The sequence below is a fragment of the Neolewinella xylanilytica genome, assembly GCF_002934605.1.
In the GTDB taxonomy this organism is placed as follows: Bacteria; Bacteroidota; Bacteroidia; order Chitinophagales; family Saprospiraceae; genus Neolewinella; species Neolewinella xylanilytica.
In genome coordinates this window covers 121,833-143,833 of the sequence record NZ_PTJC01000005.1, presented here as the reverse complement: position 1 = coordinate 143,833, position 22,001 = coordinate 121,833, and the positions used below count along the sequence as shown (strand labels likewise).

Annotated in this window: 19 protein-coding genes; 12 read left to right on the top strand and 7 right to left on the bottom strand. The window is 56.8% G+C overall.

Annotated features, from left to right (window positions below; all coding sequences use genetic code 11):
- Positions 1-890: 890 nt before the first annotated feature.
- Positions 891-1,220 carry a transposase gene (locus CLV84_RS22145; RefSeq protein ID WP_104417789.1) on the bottom strand — a complete coding sequence of 110 codons (330 nt, stop codon included), beginning with the start codon at positions 1,218-1,220 and terminating at the stop codon, positions 891-893.
- Between the two features lie 44 nt (positions 1,221-1,264).
- Positions 1,265-1,672: a transposase gene (locus tag CLV84_RS22140; protein WP_406603338.1), complete on the bottom strand. Its 408-nt coding sequence runs from the start codon at positions 1,670-1,672 to the stop codon at positions 1,265-1,267.
- A 318-nt stretch (positions 1,673-1,990) separates the two neighbouring features.
- Here CLV84_RS22140 and CLV84_RS00515 point away from each other — a divergent pair, with 318 nt between their 5' ends.
- From CLV84_RS00515 to CLV84_RS21410, 6 genes are all read left to right on the top strand, one after another.
- The gene (locus CLV84_RS00515) at positions 1,991-2,968 is read left to right on the top strand and encodes a hypothetical protein (RefSeq protein ID WP_104417787.1); all 978 of its coding nucleotides are present in this window, start codon (positions 1,991-1,993) and stop codon (positions 2,966-2,968) included.
- A 236-nt stretch (positions 2,969-3,204) separates the two neighbouring features.
- Positions 3,205-3,549 (top strand): hypothetical protein, encoded by a 345-nt coding sequence (locus CLV84_RS00510; RefSeq protein ID WP_104417786.1) that lies wholly within the window; start codon positions 3,205-3,207, stop codon positions 3,547-3,549.
- 107 nt (positions 3,550-3,656) lie between these two features.
- On the top strand, positions 3,657-4,118 hold the full coding sequence (locus tag CLV84_RS00505; protein ID WP_146088662.1) for a 3-oxoacyl-ACP synthase: 462 nt from the start codon (positions 3,657-3,659) through the stop codon (positions 4,116-4,118).
- Positions 4,119-4,333: 215 nt separating this feature from the next.
- The gene (locus CLV84_RS00500) at positions 4,334-4,909 is read left to right on the top strand and encodes a hypothetical protein (protein WP_146088661.1); all 576 of its coding nucleotides are present in this window, start codon (positions 4,334-4,336) and stop codon (positions 4,907-4,909) included.
- 159 nt (positions 4,910-5,068) lie between these two features.
- Entirely contained in the window at positions 5,069-5,692 is a 624-nt protein-coding gene (locus CLV84_RS00495; RefSeq protein WP_104417783.1) for a hypothetical protein, read from the top strand.
- A gap of 2 nt (positions 5,693-5,694) precedes the next feature.
- Complete coding sequence (locus tag CLV84_RS21410; protein ID WP_146088660.1) at positions 5,695-6,078, top strand: hypothetical protein; 384 nt, start codon at positions 5,695-5,697, stop codon at positions 6,076-6,078.
- 347 nt (positions 6,079-6,425) lie between these two features.
- On the opposite strand, the gene CLV84_RS00485 is transcribed toward CLV84_RS21410, so the two are convergent.
- Both CLV84_RS00485 and CLV84_RS00480 read right to left on the bottom strand, forming a co-directional pair.
- A complete protein-coding gene (locus CLV84_RS00485; protein ID WP_104417781.1) occupies positions 6,426-7,274 on the bottom strand; it encodes a hypothetical protein in 849 nt (282 codons plus the stop codon).
- Between the two features lie 99 nt (positions 7,275-7,373).
- A complete protein-coding gene (locus CLV84_RS00480) occupies positions 7,374-7,622 on the bottom strand; it encodes a hypothetical protein (RefSeq protein ID WP_104417780.1) in 249 nt (82 codons plus the stop codon).
- Positions 7,623-7,868: 246 nt separating this feature from the next.
- On the opposite strand from CLV84_RS00480, the gene CLV84_RS00475 reads away from it, so the two are divergent.
- From CLV84_RS00475 to CLV84_RS00465, 3 genes are all read left to right on the top strand, one after another.
- Positions 7,869-10,394 (top strand): cellulase N-terminal Ig-like domain-containing protein, encoded by a 2,526-nt coding sequence (locus CLV84_RS00475; protein ID WP_104417779.1) that lies wholly within the window; start codon positions 7,869-7,871, stop codon positions 10,392-10,394.
- Positions 10,395-10,592: 198 nt separating this feature from the next.
- Positions 10,593-11,651 carry an endonuclease/exonuclease/phosphatase family protein gene (locus CLV84_RS00470; protein WP_211295111.1) on the top strand — a complete coding sequence of 353 codons (1,059 nt, stop codon included), beginning with the start codon at positions 10,593-10,595 and terminating at the stop codon, positions 11,649-11,651.
- A gap of 45 nt (positions 11,652-11,696) precedes the next feature.
- The gene (locus CLV84_RS00465; RefSeq protein ID WP_104417778.1) at positions 11,697-13,049 is read left to right on the top strand and encodes an alkaline phosphatase family protein; all 1,353 of its coding nucleotides are present in this window, start codon (positions 11,697-11,699) and stop codon (positions 13,047-13,049) included.
- Positions 13,050-13,110: 61 nt separating this feature from the next.
- Here CLV84_RS00465 and CLV84_RS00460 read toward each other — a convergent pair whose 3' ends face one another.
- Together CLV84_RS00460 and CLV84_RS00455 are read right to left on the bottom strand one after the other, a co-directional pair.
- Positions 13,111-15,594, bottom strand: coding sequence for a PAS domain-containing hybrid sensor histidine kinase/response regulator (locus CLV84_RS00460; protein WP_104417777.1), 2,484 nt, complete (start codon positions 15,592-15,594; stop codon positions 13,111-13,113).
- Between the two features lie 479 nt (positions 15,595-16,073).
- Entirely contained in the window at positions 16,074-18,518 is a 2,445-nt protein-coding gene (locus CLV84_RS00455; RefSeq protein WP_170067508.1) for a PAS domain-containing hybrid sensor histidine kinase/response regulator, read from the bottom strand.
- Between the two features lie 328 nt (positions 18,519-18,846).
- Here CLV84_RS00455 and CLV84_RS00450 point away from each other — a divergent pair, with 328 nt between their 5' ends.
- Complete coding sequence (locus tag CLV84_RS00450) at positions 18,847-19,395, top strand: DUF421 domain-containing protein (protein ID WP_104417775.1); 549 nt, start codon at positions 18,847-18,849, stop codon at positions 19,393-19,395.
- A gap of 14 nt (positions 19,396-19,409) precedes the next feature.
- Here CLV84_RS00450 and CLV84_RS00445 read toward each other — a convergent pair whose 3' ends face one another.
- Positions 19,410-20,411, bottom strand: a complete 1,002-nt coding sequence (locus CLV84_RS00445) for an endonuclease/exonuclease/phosphatase family protein (RefSeq protein ID WP_104417774.1) — start codon at positions 20,409-20,411, stop codon at positions 19,410-19,412.
- 217 nt (positions 20,412-20,628) lie between these two features.
- Here CLV84_RS00445 and CLV84_RS00440 point away from each other — a divergent pair, with 217 nt between their 5' ends.
- Both CLV84_RS00440 and CLV84_RS00435 read left to right on the top strand, forming a co-directional pair.
- Entirely contained in the window at positions 20,629-21,015 is a 387-nt protein-coding gene (locus CLV84_RS00440; RefSeq protein ID WP_146088659.1) for a hypothetical protein, read from the top strand.
- A gap of 91 nt (positions 21,016-21,106) precedes the next feature.
- On the top strand, positions 21,107-21,976 hold the full coding sequence (locus CLV84_RS00435) for an HAEPLYID family protein (protein WP_104417772.1): 870 nt from the start codon (positions 21,107-21,109) through the stop codon (positions 21,974-21,976).
- Positions 21,977-22,001 lie beyond the last annotated feature (25 nt).

Genomic DNA, 22,001 nt, shown 5'->3' with positions numbered 1-22,001 from the left:
CGATGTAGTTTTAAGGGCTACCTTGAAGCTGGTCGGTGGTAGCCGGTCTGCGCCGCCGCAAACGTTGGCTACAATTTATATAACCTTAATTGCCATATCAATACTTATGTGGCCATCTAATACCATTCAAATGGTAATTGGAATTTTCATAAACTTCCATAGTAATCCGCACTGTACAGATCGCGTTGAAATCGACAACTACGACACAAAAAATCTATTTCATTTGTGAGCAGATGAAATGCTAATTGTCGTATTTAGGAAAGTTAAAAAAAACCAGAAGAACTAAGAAGCTATATCAATGACTCCATGAGACATTTATAATTTGAGGAGACGGAACTTTATTGAAAAAGCTTCAAAGAATTTCGAGTTCCTAGTTTCAGACTTTGGGTTTTTTAAATCGAAACATTTAGCAGAAAAACAATCAAATGGATTAATAATCAGGGATAGCATTGAATACGATCGCAAAAATAAAAGGATCACTATTTTAAACGCTTACCATCCTGTGGACTACGGATTTCGAATAGACTTTACAAATATAGAAACCGGACAAACAGAAATGGTACACTATGTTATGAAAGAAAATCAAGATGTAGAGCAAAATTATCTACAATCAGCATCAACATTCTTGAGAAGAGAATTGGATCGAAGATTAAAATTAAATAAACTGTAGTTAACACCGCGCCAGAGAGTATTGCATAAAGTGTGTCACGGCATTTTCTAGCGGAAGTAGTTTTTGGTCAAGCCCCCGTAGAAGACCGGGGGGGCTTGGCTTGGGCAAAAAGTACGCTGACGGTCGCGCTCACAGGTCCAGGCGCAATCGGTCATCGTAGAGGATGGCCAGCTGAGCCAGGATGCGGTTCCAGTTGGGCTAAGCCTTAGGGACCCTACCCCTAAGCCCGCCGGGTATCGGTGTAGGCCAGATCCTTCTTCGAGTTGCGGATCTGGTGCACCACGCAGAGCTGTATGTCGGTCTTCGGATAGATGGCTTGGATGGCGTCTACGAAGCCCGTCAGATTGTCCACCGAGGCGATCAGGATGTCTTCTAAACCCCTGTTCTGCAGGTCCGTAAGTACCTGCATCCAGAACTTGGCGGACTCATTATGACCAATATACCGGCCGAGTACATCGTGGTAGCCCTCTTGGTTACCCGCAATCATCCCGTAAACGAACTTAATGATTATCTGACCTCTTTCGCGGACCTTGTAGCGGATCGTATTCAGAAAAACGCTTTAGTTTCCTGATCGTCGCTAAGCTCATCGGATTTCTAACGGCCGCGTGCGCGACTCCTCCAGTAGCGCAATAATCTGTCGGTCACCCGCGAGATCGTCGCCGGCGATACCTCCACGCCGTGCGCCTCCTCTAGCCAATCGTGGATTTCGCCAAGCGAACTGCCCCGATACCTATCGGGGGCGTAGCGGGTCATGATCAGCCTTTCGAGGTCCTTAAGTAACTGCTGCTGGCGCTTGCCGATCACTTGCGGTTGGAAGCCGCCGTTCCGGTTGCGGGGAGTGACGACCTCTACTTCACCCATCGAGGTGCGTAAGCGCTTCTTGCCACGTCCGTTTTTACGATTTGGTTGGTCGCCGTCGGCTAAGTGGGCGTCCAGTTCACCGTCCAGCGCCTGCTCCAGAAAGGACTTGAGCAGCGGCGTGAAGGCTCCGTTCTCGCCCAGCAGGCCTTCACCGGCGTGAAATTTCTTCAGCGCTTCCTCCCGGCAGGCTTCTACATCAAACGCTAGGCTTTCCCTTCTTTTTAGTGTGCGTTACGAAAAGTGTTGATGCTAATCGGGATACCCTTTTGCAACGGTCTCTGGCTAACCTCCAGATGGTTCTATCGTCACTAGCCAGATTTGCTCCTTAATTTTTTAAAAACACGCTAATTGTCCAACGAGCGTTAGCTAAGGACCGACATCCATTCTCAGGGTAAAGCCTCAACCGCCCACTCCTCTCCGGTACGACCGGTAATGATATTTGTTAGACAATACCTCCCAATGAATAATCTCCTGGCTATTTTACTGATACTGTCCACGATTAGCCTATCCGCGCAGACCATTGACTATTCCGTTCCAGAAGGGTACGAGGAACTGATGTCCAAGAAGGACTATAAATTTTTGGTTAACGAATCCAGAAGCGTAATTGCTCGGAGCTATGAAATTGCCTCTATCAGCAAAGGCGTAGTACAGCTCAAGGAAGGACAGGCCTTTTCAGTGGCCAATCTTCATAACCTTATGTTGAAGTGCGCTCCGTTAAGCAAGCGCGATTGGCCAGCAGTGATCGAGGATCATTTTTCCAGAATGGTCGAATCGATCCACCAGCAAGAGGACCTCGATCCAACCAACTTTGCGGCGATAAAGGACTATTTAAGCATACGCGTATACCCGGAAGCATATGTGGAACAGAATGGTGGAGCCGATAATATGATCGTGGAAAAGCACTTGAATGGAACCTGGTCGGTGTTAATGTTGGACCTGCCATCAGTTTTCAAGCCTATGCAGAAAGAGCATTTTGATCTGTGGAACAAGGGTACCGACGAAGTATTCGCCATAGCTCAGCAAAATGTGAATAAGCAAGCGTTTATCACCGCTTCGGAGACAGTAGGTGATGATAAACAGCAGATCGAAGTCCATTTTATTGAGAATGAAGATTACGGCGCCAGTTTAGCCCTGGATCTTCAAACCAATACCCCGGAATTCGTTGGTGAATGGGGTTCCGTGGTGGCCATTCCTAATAAGGGCATAGTCGATATTTGCAAGGTATTTCCGGACAAGCCCGTAGACTTTGTCCTCTTCATTCAGATGATGCAGCCCATTGTACAGCAATCGTACTACCAACACCCCCAACCGGTTTCTACGGATTTCTTTTGGTACTACCACGGGAAATTCACTAGAATTTTAGTCGTCGAAGAGAACGGTTCCATTCAGGTCATTTCCCCACAGGGCTTGACGGAATTGATGTCCAAAGGAAAATAGAGCGTACGGTCCGGATGATATCAGGTCGCGGCCTCATATTGAGCCCAGGACAAGGGATACCGCACCGATAGGTTGCCGGTCGTTCTGCCGAGTTTAGGGGAAGTCTCGGACTTTGACAAGCAAGTCGATAGGACTCTAAACTGATTGGCAAATAGGAATACCTTCAACGAATAAGTTGCAGGCATACTTCCTGTCAGCGGAAAAGTAAGTGTACCATACCAAGAATAAAGAAGACCATGAAAAATCCGGAAATCAAGGAAATACAAGCCAGGTTAGAACGGGGAATGATTGACTACATCAAAGCCGCCCAACCCGCATACGACCGAAGTGATGTAGTTAACTGTATGCAGTTGATTACGGTATACCTTGACGAAATTGAGCAGGCAGAATCGAGAGAGCAGGCGATGAATTTGGTCAAAAGGACGGTTTTATCGCTGAACGACTTGAATGAAAAATGCGAGGATGAGTTGATAGAGACTGATCAGCGGGAAGATATTGCGGAAATTATCATTCTCGCTGCCCACCTTAAGGGCTTTAATGCAAGCGACGAAGATATTACGGAGGAGTGGAGAGCGTGGTAGGGCGATGCTCGCACCGCTGTTGAACTGGTTCTATTACCTTACCCCTTAGAATAGTGCAAAAGCTTCCCCCGCCTACCCCATACTCATTAGCAGCTGCCACTTTCGACGTGAAAGACCCCACCCACATAAAACAGCAACTCCACCAAGCCTGCCTGGCGGACGTCGAGCGGCGGATCGCCACGGTCCGGAATATCCTGGCGGGCATTGATGCGTCGCGGGAAAGCGAAACGAAGAGCAGTGTCGGGGATAAGTACGAAACCGGGCGGGCCATGCTGCACCGCGAGGAGGTGCAGGCCAATCACCAGTTGCAGCAGGCCATGGAAACGATGCAGGAACTGGATGAAATGGAGCCGGGGCCGGGGAGCGACCGTGTGCGCAAGGGTAGCCTGGTCGTCACGACCCGCGGGCGGTACTATCTGGCCGTCGGACTGGGCAAGGTGAAGCTGGACGGTGAGGTGTTCTATTGTATATCCGCCGCATCGCCGATCGGACAGGAGTTGCTGAACCGTGGGGTGGGGGAGGAGATCGTTTTTAATGGTGGGAGTCAAAGGATTTTAAGTATTGATTAAGTTGGTGTGAATCCTTCTATTGCGCTTAATTTGAATTAGCACATGTATTTGCAGCCGGACAGCAGGCCGTACTTTTATTGCACAGGCGGGAATAGATACTAGTCTTACGTGGACAGCTTGCCACGCTAGTCGTATTTTAAATATAGAATAAGCTTTGTACCCACCCGTTTAATCTACATCAGCAGTAGCACACCATGGGATACAGTGTCCAACTTGTGGCCAAAACGAGGGACGAAGATGTCGACTATGAAATCTTTCGTTGCCACGAAGAAGCCGACGGCGGCTTCCTTTCGAGGGATTTCGCGATGTTTCAGTCGAGAGATTTTGAAGGTTGTGAATTGAAACAAGTCGAAAGCCTATTGCAAATCGACCTTTCCGTGTACCAAAAATTTCCTGGTAATTACTCGCTTGACACGGGCGAACTGGAATATCAACTTTACCTGGCCGAAGAGAAGCAGGACCTAAACCAGATGGCTGCGATCGAACGTAAAATGGAAGAGGCCGAGGAATTGTGGCACCAGACCTACGACACGAACAACGAAGGATGGACAACGGTGGCCGAATTCCGCAAGGTTACGCGGAACTTGCTAGATAAGCTAGCAACGGAGCAAGATATATCAGACCGTGTGGTTCCCCCTCCCGGATGGGACTATCCATGGGGTGACTACTTTGCAAAATCAAACTTAGGTATAGGTGCTGATAGTCTTGTAAAGGATTTGCAAGCTCTATTAATTGACCTGAAGTGTATAGAAAGCGCTGGCGTGAATTACGTTGCTCTATATGGTGGTTAGTAATGGACAAAGACTTGTCGAGATGCATGCGTGTTTAGTGTATAATTCATGCGTGGATTAATCAAAATCTGTTACACAAAGGCTTATTGTGATCGTCACAGGCTACAAATTTTAAAACCGACCTGCCCAATTGGACACACGCACCTAGTATCTCCAAACATGATCCAGAAAGACGTTGAAAAATGGCTAATCTCCCAACCGGGAGAAAAGCGGGAGTACTTCTACGCTGCCGGAAAGGAGATCGGAACATTCACCGTTAACCCGCATCAGCCTGGTCAGATCTCAACGGGTGATTCCGCCCTCCCTCCCGGTCCGAAGAAAAAGATCGTTCCCTTTTCGTACATCCGCACCGTAGAGTCCAAAGCAAATGAAGCCAGGATTACCGTCCACTACCAGAAGGATAGCCAGCTCCACTACGACGCCAGTAGCCCGGAGCAAGCGGAACGTATTGTATCGTTCCTATCCGAGCGGGCTGAAGCGGTAAAGGTTACCCGCGAAAAGGATTCCGTGCTGAAGGTGATCCGCAAGCCCCTTCTCGCTTTCGTTGGCCTAGGACTGCTACTGGGCTGGGGATACCTCACCGCCCAGCAATTGGAAAACGGGGAAGCCTTCCGGGAACACATAGCCATCATTCTATTGGTCGCCGGTCTGGGAACCGAGTGGCTCCGAATACTGATGGGCGCGGCTGCGGCCATCATAGGACTTCGGATCGCCTATCTGATCAAGCACAATGATACGGTGACCCGGGTGTACTTCGGGTTGTCGCGATTCAAAGCAGATTGACCGTGATCTACTCACTCCCCAGAAAACAAGCCCTCCAAAACCGCGCCCTCGCCACCTGTGTAGCCACGTGGCAACGATGGTTCGACCCCGACCTGGACCCGTATATGTCGGTGCCGGGGGAGTACTACGATCATGCATCCGATAAGTTCCGCTGGTTCGGACAGGAGGAAATAGACAAGATCAACCGGCGGGAACAGGCAGCGTACCAGCAGCAAAAGGACAATTTCACTGGTCCGCTTCTCCGTGACGCTTATGATTGGGTGTACGAGTGGCCGGACACCGATAATGCGCGGCATGCGGGAGATCGGGACTACCCTGGCGGAACTGCTGGATGCACCGCTGGACTTTATCCTGGACTACCCCATCCCCTGGCTCAGCCAGGATAGTGATCGTGCAAAAGTGCAAGAGGCTCTACGATACCTGCGGCGGGCGGGGGTGTCGGAAGATTATACGGGCGCTTTACGCGTTTGCGGGTCCGATCTGGCGGAGTTTGGCCGACACCTCTTTTGGCTGATCCGCCAGGCTGGACTGCCGTACTGCTGGTTTACTGCGGGTGCGGTTCCCATAGCCGCCGGGATTTGTAAGTACGGGAATCTGCACGGCTACGATTTTGCAGGCAGTAACCGAGGATGGCAATCGACCCTCGAAGGACGCGGCTGGTGACTCGTAGACAGCTGCAACGGTAACTGACGGGTTGGGGTTAGCTGGGTTGCATGCGGTGTGGGGTCCGGAATCACTTTAAATACTGGATTATAGTCGAATCAAGCTCTTCCGATAGCACAACCGGTAGCCACTGTATGGAAAACGAGTCTATAGAGGAGTTGATCCCAAACCAAACCCGCTGCTCACCGAGCCGCTGGAGTTCTTCCAGGATGGGTTGGATCGTGCTGACTTTTGTGCTGGTATCACATAGTATCGCGGTGTGCGTTCGATCCCTGGCCTGTTCAGGTAGCTTTATTAGATGCTTGCTTTTCCATTCTTTTAGGTCTGAAATCGGGGAGATTTTGTCCCCCAGCAGTAGCGCATTATCCGTTCGCCCGTAAACCTCTGCCAGGGGCTGGTTTAATCTACCTACATATGCGATGCGCAATAAGGAATGGGGAAATTGATCGTATGCGTATGCGCCGACGGATTGCTTTTCTCTAGGTAAGGAAACCAGGACTTTGCTGTGCTTGAAATAATCCTGTTCCGGGGAGCAACACGCTTCCGAACACCTAACCGCTTTGAATGACCAAGTGTCACTACTGTCATATTGCATGTGACTTAGCAACAGGGTCGTGTCTTCAATAACTTCGAAATGGAAGTCTAGTATAAGGCATTCCCCTCCGAATCGCATCTGGCTCTCGGCTGGATCGATTGTTCCCCAAAAACCTTCGTCTTTATCCAACACCCCACGGTCAAAGACCGCAACGGAATCGTTGAGCACATCAATGGTCGAGTATGCTTCAAATGCCGGCTTCGGGCTAATTGGGAAGACATGCCAGTGCCCTAATAGGCGCTGGTTTTCGTCATCGCCCTGGCAGCTTAGCAAACTGATGAGCAGCAGCTGAAAAACCAGCCTTATCGTAACGTGCTTGCTCATTCGGTTTGGACTAGTTACGTGGCACCTTCCATTTTGTGACAAGTATTGAATAGGCCATCCACCAAGAGATTCCGAATACGTCCATTTAGTTGGACGCTATTACCGGTGGTTGTAATAAATCGCTATTAGCTTGGTCAGGCTGACCCCAACTACTAAATATACAACCGCTAACATGGCCGCCAGAAGGAAAATCTCCTGTCTGCTTTCGCTGTTCTTCCAGGCGCGAGCCAGCGATACGGTTTCGTAATCGATGTAGCACAGTAAGTTAGCCGTCACAAAACACGCCAGGTAGATCACCACGAGTTTCTTGAGAAGTGCATAGGAACTTAGGAGGAATACTGCCGCCATTGGGAGTAAGCTTTTAAGCGCATAGTCTACTATACAGCATCATTCCGTAATGGACGCCATCTATTCAGCTTGCTGCGCTTCATGTGTGGCTTAGGTTACCCGCGGAGGTTGATCGTTGCCTCCTTGTGACGTAACCCAGGGCGCGGCAAGCAGACCAAATCCCCCACTCCATCCCACGCAAACGATTGCGCAAAACGTGTACCTTGGGCCACCCCCGGCAGTTACGCCAAAACCAATCGATCAGCTATGAAATGGACACTTTCGACCCTCACCCTGTTCTTGCTCCCCATTTTGGGCATCGGTGCGCAGGATTTAATGCTTAACGACCTGGATTACTTCGAAACCCAGGGCGTGAACGTCCTGGTCTACAGTAATGAATTCACCGGGGGCTTCAACGACGAGAAGAACGCCGGCATCGAGATCATTCACCACGGCGTCCGCACCGCCCAGGGGGGGGCCGTCCGCCTATCCAACACGCCGGAGCAGTGGGACCTGGTGCCTAACATTCCTACCCGCACGGTAGACTCCGTGGAGAATACCATTTCGGCCACCCTGCGCTACGACGATTTCGACTTCGAATCGCGGGTAGTGGTCACCCCGCGGGGGAAGGGAGTAGAGATCGCCGTGTACCTCGACGAAGCCCTGCCCGCCGAACTGGAGGGGGACGCCGGATTTAACCTGGAATTCCTGCCCTCCCAGTACTGGAATAAAGTCTATACGATGGACGGCCGCCTCAACCGCTTCCCCCGCTACGTGGTCGGCGATACCCGCACCCGGCCCAACAGCGAGAAGCTCAAGCAATTCAAGGGCTACGTGACGCACGACGACCGCGGCAGCGGCTCCTTCGTCGAACCGCTTCCCCTGGAAACCGGCCGGACGATCATCATGGCCCCCGACGATCCCGAACGGCTGGTGAAGATCACGTCCGAGGACGCCGATCTGATGCTCTTCGACGGCCGCATCCTGGCCCAGAACGGCTGGTTCGTGGTGCGCAGCGCACTACCCGCGGGCCAGACCGGTAAGGTGCTGAGCTGGCTCGTGGAGCCCCACGCCATCGACGGCTGGGAGCGGGAGCCGAACATCGGCCTCTCCCAGGTGGGCTACCTCCCTACCCAACCGAAAGTCTCCGTCATCGAGCTGGACCCGAACAGCGAGCCCCTCGCCGAAGCCTCCCTGTATAAGATCGGCGTAGACGGCACCGAAACCAAAGCCTTCACCGGCGGCATCGAAGCCTGGGGCGATTACTATAAGTACAACTACGTGAAGTTCGACTTCTCTGCGGTCACCGAGCCCGGGGTCTACTACATCAGGTACGGCGACCACCAAACGAATAACTTCCTCATCGGCGAGGACGTCTACGACGCGATCACCGACGCCACCAGCGATGTCTGGATCCCCATTCACATGAACCACATGTTCGTCAACGAGGGCTACCGGGTATGGCACGGGGAACCCTTCAAGGAAGGTTACCTCCAGGCCCCGCCGAATACCGATCACTTCGACATTCACGCCCAGGGACCAACCACCGATACGGAGTACGAGGCGTTAGAATTAATCCCCGGACTGAACGTGGGCGGCTTCTTCGACGCCGGTGACTTCGACATCGAAACGGGCGCGAACCTTGGCGTGGTGGAGAACTTCGCCCAGACCTGGGAATACTTCCAGCCCCAACGCGACCAGACCTTCGTCGACCAGGAGCAACGCTACGTTGACCTCCACCGCCCGGACGGTAGCCCCGACGTGCTCCAGTACCTCGAACACGGCACCCTGCAACTGGTGGCCCAGGCGGAGATCCTCGGCCACATGGCCCTGACGCTGACGAATTCCGTGCTCGATAACTACCACCACCTGGGCGACGCCGCCTCGATTACCGACGGGCTCCCCTACAATCCGGAACTCGGCCCCTACGAGGTCGCCGCGGACGGTAAGTCGAGCGGGGTGAAGGACGATATGTGGGCCTTCACCAGCCGCAGCGCGCGCCGCGACCTGCGGGCGGCCACCACCTTCGCCGCGGCCAGCCGGGCACTGAAGGGCTACAACGACGAGCTGTCGGAACGGGCTTTGACGCAATCCAAGCGGTTGCTGGCCGAGGCCACCGAATTACTCGCTAACCAGCCCGAAGATGACTCCCGCCGGCGCTGGGGGGCAGCGGACGTATCCACCAACCTCCAGCTCTACATCACGACCGGGGAGCAGCAGTACGCCGACAAGTTCCAGGAGCTGTTGTGGCCGGCTCTCGACCAGGGGGTCAGCTGGAATATCCTGACGGCCCTGCACGCCATCCCGAAAATGGATGAAGCCTATAAGGAAAAGCTGCGGCCCTACGTAGTGAAGTACAAGGAATACATCGACGGGCTGGAAAGCGACAATCCGTACGGCGTACCCATCGGCCTGGGCAACTGGGCGGGCTCCGGACAGATCGTGAACTTCGGGACCACCATTGCCTTCGCGAACAAGCACTTCCCCGACATCATCAGCGCGGATCACGTCTTCAAGGTCACGGACTGGCTGTACGGCAACCACCCCTACCACAACTACTCCCTGGTAGCCACCCTGGGCGCCACCCGGCCGAAGGAGGTCTTCTACGGCAACAACCGGGCCGACTTCTCCTTCATTCCCGGCAACGTAGCCCCGGGCCTGCTCTTCCGCCAGCCCGACCACTTCGAGAACTACGACGACTGGCCCTTTCTGTGGGGACAAAACGAGGGCACGATCGGGGGCAATACGGCTTACCTGATCTTTGGCTCCGCTTTTAAGGACTTGATGGAGTAAGCGCGCCGGCGGACCGGTGACCGACTGCCGCGTCAGGCAGCGAGGGCGGGGGCATCCGAGGATGTTCCCGCCCTTTTCGTTGTCGGTAGCCACATTAATCGGGTTTTAAGTTTGGGTTAACTATCCCCCGCGCGGCCGGAGATCGGTCGCTGCCATCCTTGACCTGGCTACTTTCGCCCCTCAGTTTAAGGAATGACAATGATGAGCGTAAGGCAGCGGCGGATGGAAATGGGTAAGCAACAGCGTTCGAGAATTGCCTGGCTGGTCGTTGGCGGCATGGTCTGCGTACTGCAAGGGTGCGTGTCCGCTCCGGGCGCCGGCGCGCAGGCCGCTACGGTCGCGCCACGGCCGGAGACTAGCGCCGAAGTCCAGGTCACCCCGGCCGGCTACGCCTATCCGGACCAGGCGACCTTCGAGGTACTGTCGTGGAACGTCGAGCATTTCGTCGACGGCCTCGACGACCCCTACATCGATAACGAGCGGGAGGACAAGCCGAACGCGGATATGGGCACCCGGGTGGCCTATCTGGCGGAGGCGCTGAGAAAGGCGGACGCCGATATCGTGGTGCTGCAGGAATTCGAGAGTACGAAATACCTGCGGCAATTCGCGGCGGAGCAGCTGGCTGGAATGGACTACGCGTTCTTTGCCAGCGCGCCCAGCGATAACTGGTACATGAACGTGGTGGTGATGAGCAAATTTCCGCTGGGCATCCTCTACGCCTACGGCAACGTGACCACCCCGGTAGTCGATTATACCAACGAGGAGGGGCTCACGGAAACCCAGAATAACATCAATACGCGGATGTGGTCGGTGGAAGTATTTCCGGCGGAAGACTACCAATTCATCCTGACGGGCCTCCACCTGAAGGCGGGGCGCGGCGAGCGCAACGAAGCCATGCGCCTGGGGCAGATCAACTTTCTGAAGCAACAATTCACCCGCTTTCTCAACGCGAATGCTTCTCAGAACCTGCTGATCGCCGGCGACCTGAACAGTACACTGGGCAGCAGGGAGATTGAAACCCTGAAAGCGGGGGAGTCTGAAGGGGAGACCTTCTACGATCCCTTGCCCGCGGACCTGCTTACGCATCCGGCTGACGATCCGTCCCGGAGACTGGATTATGTCCTGGTTAACGGCAATATGCAGAAGGAATACCAGCCCGGTTCCGCGGAAGTACCCGACTTACTGGCACCCGAAAAAAGAAGGGTGCTGAGCGACCACCTCCCTCTGAGCATCACCTTCGGGCGTGGCGATCGGTAAGTTGATCTTGGAATGCCCATCAGATAATCCCCAAAAAAAGAACGTATGAAACTTCCGCTGAAAACCCTCCTCACCCTCGCCGTAGCCCTCCTCTGCGGCACGGCCATCGCGCAACAGCAACAGGTGATCCTGATATCGATCGACGGTTTCCGGCCGGATTTCTACCTGGACGAAGCCTGGCCGGCTCCCATTCTGCAGCACATGGCGGAAAATGGCGCCCACGCCCAGGCCGTGAAGGGGGTATTTCCGTCGGTCACCTACCCTTCCCACACCACCATCATCAGCGGAGCCACCCCCGCGGAGCACGGCATCTATTACAACGCCCCCTTCGAACCGGACGGCGCGACCGGCAGGTGGTACTGGGAATACGACAGCATCCAAACGCCGACGCTGTTTTCCCTGAACCGGGAAGCGGGGCTGACCTCCGCGGCCATCTCCTGGCCCGTAACCGTGGGCGCGCCCATCGACTACAATATCCCGGAAGTTTGGTCGCTGGATGAAAACGAGGAGCGGCTGGCGCCCATCCGGACCAACGCCACCCCCGCAGGCTTCCTGGAGGAGATCGAAACCCACGCTACCGGTAAGATCACGAGCACCAACTTCGGAAACGACGGCTACTTCGCGCGGGAGCAACGGTTCGCGGCGGCGGCTTCCTACATTTATGAAACCTACAATCCGGATCTGCTGGCGGTCCACCTGATCTCCGTCGACCACTTTCAGCATACCGACGGCCGGGAAGGCTATATGCCGAAGCGGGCGGTCAGTGCCGTGGATGCGGCGATCGGTCAGATCCTGGAAACGGTGGAACGGCTGGGGAAATTAGAGACCACCACCTTCATCATCACCGGCGATCACGGCTTCGTGGACATCCATTCCACCCTGGCCCCCAACGTGCTGCTGAAAGAAAACGACCTGATCGGCGAAGAAGGCGCGGCGTGGACGGCTAAATTCCACACCTCGGGCGCGGCTGCATTCCTGCACCTGAACGATCCCGAAGACACGGAATCCGTAGACCGGGTACGGCAGCTCCTGAGCGAATTGCCGGAGAGCCAGCAACAGCTTTTCCGCATTGTGGAGCGGGACGAACTGGCTACCGTCGGCGCCGACCCCCATGCGGTGCTGGCCATTGCCCCCGAAGAGGGGATCAGCCTGTCTTCCCGCGTTGACGGCCCCTTACTGGGAGCCGGAAGCGGCGGTACCCACGGTTTCTTCCCCGAACACGCGAATATTCACACCGGCTTTATCGCCTACGGCGGCAAGGCAGAGGAGCGTACGGTACTGAAGCAAATGAACCTTACGGATATCGCCCCGGTGATCGCGGAGATCCTCGGCTTCTCCTTTACCGACGCGCAGGGGATTCTTTATCCCGGCATACTGAGAGCGGAAGCGGGCAAGTAGGGCGCCGGCGCGCGGGAATTTCGGCAGATTCTCCTGCACCCGCGCCCCGCCGCCCCCTGATTCAGGAAGCGGAGGCCACCGCCGCCAGCTTTTCCATCAACTCCTCGGCCCGGAAGGGTTTGGAGAGGTAGTCGTCCATATCCGACTCCAGGCAGCGCTCGCGGTCGCCGGCCATGGCGTGGGCGGTCATGGCGATGATGGGGGTGCGGGGCGTCCCGGTGGCCCGTTCGTGCTCCCGGATCATTTTGGTAGCCAGGTAGCCGTTGACTTCGGGCATCTGCACGTCCATGAGGATGGCGAAGTAGTCGCCCGATTTGGCCCGGTCGACGGCCTCCCGGCCGTTAACGGCCACGTCGTAGGTGTAGCCGAAGACGCGCAGGTACCGTCCGGCGATGAGGGCGTTGGGTTCGAAGTCTTCGACTAGCAGCACGCGTTTGCGGTCGCCGGTATAGATGGCCCGCACCGGGGGGGGCGAATCGGCCAAAGCTACCTTTTGGAGGCCGGAGGTATCGAGGGAGAGGGGTACGTGCAGGGTAAAGGTGGAACCCTGGCCCGGGGTGCTTTCCACGGAGATGCGGCCGTCCATGGCCTCGACCAGCTTCTTGGTGATGGAAAGGCCCAGGCCGGTGCCGCCGAATTTACGGGTGATGCTGCTGTCCGCCTGGGTGAACTTCTGGAAGATGGTCTGCATCTTACTGGCTTCGATGCCGATACCGGTGTCGGTCACGGCGATCGTGACGTCCTGAATATTCTCCCGTTCGGAAGGTTCGCAGCTGAGGTGAATGGCCACTTGCCCCCGGTCGGTAAATTTGAGGGCGTTGCTGCAGAGGTTCAGGATGACCTGCCGCAGCCGGGTGGGGTCGCCGACCACGATATCCTCGCAGTTATCGTGGCCGAAGGAGAAGAACTTCAGGCCTTTCTGCTGGGAGCGGATGGTCATCATGTCGACGATTTCCGCCAGAAGCCGGCCGATGCTGAAGGGAACCCGCTCGAGCTCGACTTGCCTTGCCTCGATCTTGGACAGATCGAGCAGATCGTCGATGAGGGCCAGGAGGCTGTCGGCGGAGGTTTGCAGGGTGCTGACCAGTTCCGCCTGCGAGGGGGTAAGCGTTTCCTGGGTGCTGAGGATGTTGGAGATGCCGATCACCACGTTCATCGGGGTGCGGATCTCGTGGCTCATATTCGCCAGGAACTCGGACTTCGCGACGTTGGCCGCTTCGGCGTCGTTGCGGGCCTGAATGAGCTGCTGCTGCACCAGCAGTTTGGCCGCCGCGTTTTGCTGGCGCTCGATGACGATGCCGGCGGTGCGGGAAATGATCTCCGCCAGCTGGATCTTTTGCGGGGGGGGATGCCTAGGCTGGTCGAAGTAGAGGGCGAAGGTGCCCAGCACCTTGCCCGCCGTGCTGAAGATGGGGGTCGACCAACACGCCCGGAGCCCGTGGCGCAGGGCTACTTCCCGGCCATGCTCCCAGGCGGGGTCGGTGGCGATATCGTCGGCGGAATAGGCTTCCCCCGACGAGGCAGCCGAACCGCAGGAACCCGCGTAGGGGACTACGGGGATGCCGTTGCAGGCTTCCAGGTATTCCGGTGGAAGGCTAGGACCGGCACCGGAAAATAGCGACTTCCCGTCCGGGTTCAACAACATGGTCGACGCCCTTACGCCTCGGCTCGAATTTTCTTCCATCGTACGCAGCAGCAGATCCAGAATACGGGGCAGGGGATCGCCGTGCACCGACATCTCCAGGGCGCGTTTCTGCCCTTCGGTGACGGCCTGGAGCCGGCGGGGCTGGGTAACGTCGGAAACGGCACAGTAGATCACCTTCTCCTCGAGTTCGGTAAGGGTCTTCCAGCTCAGCCAGGAGAAATTTCCGTCCTTGCACCGGTACCGGTTCTCGTACTGGAAGCAGGGTTCTCCGCTAACGGCGCGCTGGAACTGCTCCCGGGTTTCCTCCAGATCCTCCGGATGAATGAACTGTGCCCACGACTGACCGAGCAATTCGTGGGGCTGCCAACCCAGGATGGCCTCGCTGGCGGCGTTCACTTCCAGGAAGCAGCCGTCGAAATCCATTTTCACGAGCATGTCGGTAGCCAGACCGAAAAAACGATCGCGGTCGCGTTCGGCGCGGACTTTTTCGGTCACGTCCTCTACCCGGTGGATGATGTAGCTGACCGCTCCGTGCTCGTCTAAAATGGGTTGATTGATGGGTTTCCAGTACCGTTCCTCGAAGAGGCCCCCGTCCTGCGGGAGGTCGTACTTGTGCCACGGCATCTCGTGGACCTTTCGGTACCGGAGTACGTGATTCAGGGAGGCGGTCAGTCGTTCCTGTCCGTTGGCTTCGCCGTCGGCGGGGTTAGCGGGAAAGGCATCGAATAGTCCCCGGCCGGTCAGGTATTCCCGGGACTTACCGGTAGTTTCCGCGTAGGCATCGTTAGCGGTAACGATCGTAAATCGCGGTGGGTCCGGCTTCAGTATGAGGAAGGGACTCGGGGCAGCCATGAAAATGGACTCGAAGGGAATCATCGGACCAGAGGGGGTCTTTTTCATGAAAGCGGCGCTTGCCCATCCACCCGTGTTGTAATCCGACAGGCGGATGCATAGGTCGTAGAGGGCAACAAATATAACCTATAATTCCAGGCTGTAGTTCCTCCTATTCGGGGACGAACCAGGCACATAGGGCTACTGCTCCGTCAGGCCATCCCTGAAAGACGGATTTTGGCTGAATAGGAGAGCGGATGACTGTGGCTAAGGGGGAAGAAATTCGTTTCCGGCGGAGAAAAGCCCATGCGGTCACCCCCACCAGTACCGGAAACAACACCCCAGTAGGTAGAGCAGGGGAAAGCAGAGCAGGCAGAGCAGTACAGTAAGGGGGTGCGGCTTGGGATCGGCCATGGCGGGGGGAGTGAGCATGCTGCCCGTTGATGCATCCGTTACCGACTTCGTTACCGCTTATCGGTTGTTTGGTATGTCGATCCCGGGCGCAAACCGGATTCCCCGACCGGTAGGGAGCCCGTCAGGCCAGCGCACTAGTTGTCCGGCTCGCCGAGGTATTTCCCCAATTTTTCCCTGAGCTCCGCCGAACTGAAGGGTTTGGCCAGGTAGTCGTCCATCCCCGCTTCCAGGCAGTGGTCACGATCGCCGGACAGGGCGTTAGCGGTCATGGCGATGATGGGTATCCGGCGGAGCCCATTGGCACGCTCGTGGGCACGAATGCGTCGGGTAGCCTCGTAGCCGTCCAGCTCCGGCATCTGGATGTCCATCAGCACGACCCGGTGGGCATTCGTTCTGACCTTTTCCACCGCCTGCAACCCGTTGGTAACGATCTCGTAGGGGTAACCGAATACACGCAGGTAACGGGAGGTAATGATGGCGTTGGGCTCGAAATCCTCGACCAGGAGGACGTTTCCTCCAGAAGCTTTACCCCGCCGCTCCGCCGCCGGTGCTTCGGCCATCGGCGAAGACGCCTTTCGGTTGTCGACGGTGAGCGGAACGGTGACGGTGAAGGTGGATCCCTCCCCGAATTTGCTCTTCACGCTGATGGTGCCCTCCATAATCCCAACCAGGCGCTGGGTGATGGAAAGCCCCAGCCCGGTGCCCCCGAACTTTCGGCTGATGCTGCTGTCTGCCTGGGTGAATTTCTGGAAGATAGCGGCGTGCTTATTCTTGCGGATACCGATTCCGGTGTCCGTGACCCCGATAGAAACCAGAGCCGTACCGGATTGCTCTCCGGGTTGGCGGGATACGAATAGCTCGACCTTGCCCCGATCGGTAAACTTCACGGCGTTGCTGCAGAGGTTCAGGAGCACCTGCCGCAGCCGGGCCGGATCGCCGATGAAGCGACCGTCGAGAGCGTCCTGGCCGCTGACCGTGAAGGTCAGCCCCTTCTCCTCGGCCCGCGGGCGCATCATATCGGCTACGTCTTCCAGCAACTGCTCCATCCGAAAGGCTACCCGATCCAGCTCGATGCCGTGGGCTTCAATCGTGGAAATGTCCAGCAGGTCGTTGATGAGATCCAGGAGGCTTGCGGCGGAATGCTGCAGGGTATGGACCAGGTCGGACTGCTCTTCACTCAGTTGCTCGTGCTGGCTCAGGATGTTGGAGATGCCAACCACCACGTTCATCGGCGTGCGGATCTCGTGGCTCATGTTGGCGAGGAATTCGGATTTGGCGAGGTTGGCCGCCTGGGCTTCGTTGCGTGCCTTGATCATCTGTCGTTCCGTCCTCACCCGGATCTTTTGGTTTCGCTCCCGTTCGATGACGACGCCCGCCGTCCGGGAGAGAATGTCCACCAGCTGCCGCTCGCTCGCCGAGGGTCGCCTTGGCTGGGCGTAGTAGAGGGCGAAGGTTCCGAAGACGTCGCCGGTACTCGAGAGGATGGGGATAGACCAACAGGCCCGTAAGCCGTGGCGCAGCGCCAGCTCCCGGAAGTTTTCCCAGTAGGGGTCCGTGGCGATGTCTCGGGCAATGTACGTACTAGCCAGAGCCGCGGCCGTGCCGCAGGAGCCCTGCCCCTCCCCGGTCTCCATACCGTCGATGGCCGCAACGTACGCCGCGGGCAGGCTGGGCGCCGCGCCGGTAAAGAGTTGCCGGCCATCTTCGCTAAGCAGGAGGATCGAAGCCCGCACCCCGCTACCGGTGTTCGCTTCCATCGTCAGGGCGAGTCGCTCCAGGATGAAGGGGAGCGTAGCACCCTGCACCGAAAGCTCCAGGGCGTGCTTCTGCCCCTCGGCGACGGCGTGCAAGCGGCGGGGTTGGGTGATGTCGCCCGCCACGCAGTAAATCGCATCCTCTTCGGGTACGGTGAGGGTATTCCAGTTGAGCCAGCGGTAGCTACCGTCCTTGCAGCGGTAGCGGTTTTCGAAGTGGTGAACCGGGTTGCCTTTTTTTACCAATTCCATGACGTCGAGGGTAGCGGCGGCGTCATCGGGGTGGACGAAATCAATCCAGGGTGTCTGCTGCAATTCCGCGGGCGTCCAGCCCAGGATAGACTCGCAGCGGGCGTTGATGTGCTTGAAGTAGCCATCGAAGCCCACCTTCACCAGCATGTCGCTGACCACGTCGGCGAAGTGGCGGCGGTCACTCTCGGCCAGCACCTGCCCGGTTTGGTCGTCGATGGTGTGGAGGATGAAACCGAGCTGGCCGTCGGTGTCGATAATGGGGGCGTTATGAATTTTCCAGTACCGCTGCTCGTAGTCCCCGCCGAGCTCCCGGGGCAGGTAGACGTCGCATTTCTGCACCGGAAGCTCATGCGCGTCCTGGTGTTCCAGGACATAGCTAAACGATTTCCTAAGGTGCCCGACACAGCGGCTACGGGCTTCCTCGGTCTCTTCAGTAAAGCATTCAAAGTACCCTTTACCGATCAGTTGCTCCGCAGGAACGTGGGTTGCCCGGACGTAAGCCTGGTTCACGTGGCGAATCGTGAACCGGGGTGGGTCCGGGGCCACCAGAAGGCAGGGCATGGGGCCTGCCATGAATACGGATCGGTAGGTTTCAGATGTAAGGTTGCTGCCGATATTCATGATTTAGCGGGGGAATGCGAAGAACGGGGTAGTGAACAATGGGTAAGGAGATACTTGAAAGTCAGGGTTATAGGGGTAACCCGGTAACCACCCCGGAAGTGCGGTGTTAATCCGACCCGGGTTTGCCACCGTACCTGCTTTGCGTTGCCCCGCGTTCTTCCGCCCCCGGCGTTCAGGCAGCAGCCGCGAAACCGTAGAGCTCTCCCGGCAGCGGTAGGAAGGGGGAAGTACGGAACAACGGCCATTCCTTGACGTTAATCCCCACAAAACAGGGATACGTATGGATTTTTCGGAAATGATCTACCAGGACTGGGCCGGGCTGGTGCGTACGCTCATCGTAGGTACGGTCGGCTATGCCTTTATGGTTTTGGCCCTGCGCATTTCCGGTAACCGCACCCTGTCGAAGTTGAATGCCTTCGACCTGGCCGTGTCGGTTGCTTTCGGTTCCGTCTTTGCGTCCATGCTGCTGTCCGAGGGGGTGGCCCTCGTGGAGGGGATCCTGGCCATCAGCCTCCTATGCGTACTGCAGTTTTTGCTGGCCTACTTTTCCGTCCGTTCGAAAAGCTTTGCCAAAATGGTCCGCTCCGAGCCGGTACTCTTGGTACGTAAGGGCGAAATTCTTCCCGAAGCCATCCACGGCGCCCGACTCACCAAACGCGAATTGTACGCGATCGCCCGGGCGCACGGCCACCACGACCTGAGCGACATCGACTTGATCATTCTCGAATCCGACGGGGGATTTTCCGTGATCGGCGAGAAGTCAAAGGATGACAAAAGCGACGACCAGGAATCCGACGACGGCGAAAATCCGCTACCCACCCATTCTTAGGCGGGGGAAGATCCCTACTCGGTCAGCGTAAAGCGGGCGTACATGGGAAAATGGTCGGAGCCGAAGGCGGGCAAGCGCGCCAACTCCACCAACGCGAAACCGGGGCTCACGAAGTAATGATCCAGCGGCCAACGCATGCAACAGGAAGTAGCATCGAAGGTGTTGTACAGCCCCCGCCCCAGCCGTACGTTGTTCAGCTGGCTCCGGTGCTGGAACAGCCGGGCGGTGCGTGACCAGGTGACGTCGTTAAAGTCGCCGGCCACCATCACGGGCAGGCTGTCATTGGCCAGTCGGTCGGCCAGTTTTTCGAAGGCGACCTCCTTTTCTCCCTGGTTATCCGGATACTGCTTGCTGGGAACCGGCGCCACGGGGTGCATGGCGTAGAGGATAAAGGGACTGCCATCCGGCAAGGTGACGCGTACGCGGAATGCCGGCACGCTGTCCTGATTGAAGAACAGCGTCCGCTCGTCGGCCAGGGCCAGTTTCGAGTAGAGCGACATCCCGTAGCCGTTGCCGGCGGGGTATTCGATCGTATGGGGATAGCGCTCGCGGAGGGGGGCGAGCCGTTCGGCCCACCATTGGTCGTTTTCCATGACGAGCAGCAGGTCCGGATCGCGGGCCTGCACGATCTCCAGCAAGGCGTCCGCTTGCCGGTTGGTCACCAGCACGTTGGCTAGCATGAGGCTGGCGGTATTGTCCGGGGTAACGTCCCCGACCTTCGCGTCGGGTACCTGCTTCGGCCCGATGAGGTATGGTAGCACGGCGAAGGCCTGGATGGTGATCGTCGCCAGCAGACCGAGGATAAAGGCCACCGTAGGCACATTCCACCGGCGGTTCAGCAGGAGGAAGAGTAGCAGGCTGATCGCCCCAACGATCAGGTACTGCACCCGCGGAAAATCAACCACCTTGGTGTACCAGTAGGAGACGTCGTAAATTAATGACAGCAGGCTGAGCAGCGTGACCACCGTACCCACCCCGATCACCAAATAATACAGCAGCTTGCGAAGGAATTGCATACTGGCGCAACGGAGCGAATAGGGGGATGTTTGGCGCCGGGGCGCGGGTAGCCAAGGGGATTGGAATACTGATCCGTTTCCGCGCCGGAACCTGGCTCGGTTCCTGCGCTGCGGCGCCCGATTTATAGTGGCCCGCTCCCATGCCGCCGCGGGAAGAAAGTGACCCCGCATCGAACCCAACCCCCAACCGGCGCATTTTACCGGCTGACCCCGGTCCATGATTCACCGTATCCGCCATAGCCCCTACCGCAGCTTCCTTTGGGGAGCGATGGCCGCTTTCCTGCTCAACCTGAGCGTGGATGCACCGGATCCGGCTGGCCGCCACTTACCGGAAGACCTGAGCCACAACGAGCAAGAAAGCCTGTTGGAATTCGCCATTGAGAAGTTATTGGGCTACGAAGATGCTTTCGCGGAATACGACGATGATGACTCCGACGAAATCCTCACTAAGCTGACCGTAAGCGTGGATGCCACCCTGCCCACGGCTTTGGCGGTTGTGTTGCATACCCCGGTGCCCCGTGCCCGCCGTACCGCTTACCCTCCCTATACGGACCGTTGGGCGGCCGGCCATCACCGCATCGACGCCCCACCCCCCCGAACCTGATTTGTTTTTGCACGCCCTTAGTGGTCAATGACCCCTAGCCGTTCCGACCGCGCCCGGTCGGCGGATCCTTTCGTACCTCAAACAAATCAACATGAATTTCAAGTTAATGCTGACGTCAGTCCTCGTACTGACGCTATCCCTCCATTCCTCCGCCCAAACCGATAACGCCGTACAGGACAGCCTGTACCTGGAGGAGGTGGAGGCTGAATTACCCGCCAAAGTGCTCCACGCCGAGCCCCTGTACATCGACCTCATCCGCGACCTCGGTGCCCGCAAGGGGGAACGGGAGTGGAACCTCGGCTTCGGGCTGACCGACAATCAGGACTTCGACACCTACGAGGCCCTCATTGAGTACGAGTGGGCGCCGATCAACCGGCTGGGATTGGAAGTGGAACTCCCCTTCACCTTCTATTCGCCGGTAAACGGCACCGATGACGAGGCGGTCCCCTCCAACCGGCTGGAGAGCATCAAGGTGGCGACCCAGTGGTCCTTCTTCGTCAACGATCGCATGGCCACTTCCATGGCTATCGGCTACATCAACGAATTCGAGCTGGGAAGTTTTGCCGACTTCGGAAAGCCCCTCATCACCGGAAACGTCTACAACCCCTTCCTGGTCGTGGCCAAACGATGGGGAAGCAACTGGCATACGTTGGTATACACCGGTCCACAGGTTCAGCAGCACTACCGCACCAACGATTGGCACACGACCTACGACATCAACAGCAACCTGCACTACATGGTACCGGGCACCCGCAATTTCATCGGCATCGAGTTTAACAAGACACTCGACCACGGCGACTTCGATATGACGTTACGTCCGCAAATGCGCCTCGGTATCGCGGATAATCTGATGGTGGGCATCGTAGCGGGTATTCCGGTGAGTCGAGAGAACGAGCGGTTCAGCTCGTTCGTCCGGCTTATTTGGGAGCCGGGCGCGCCCGATACACCCCGGAAAAAGTAAGCGTCTACTTCGCTCCGGAAACTTA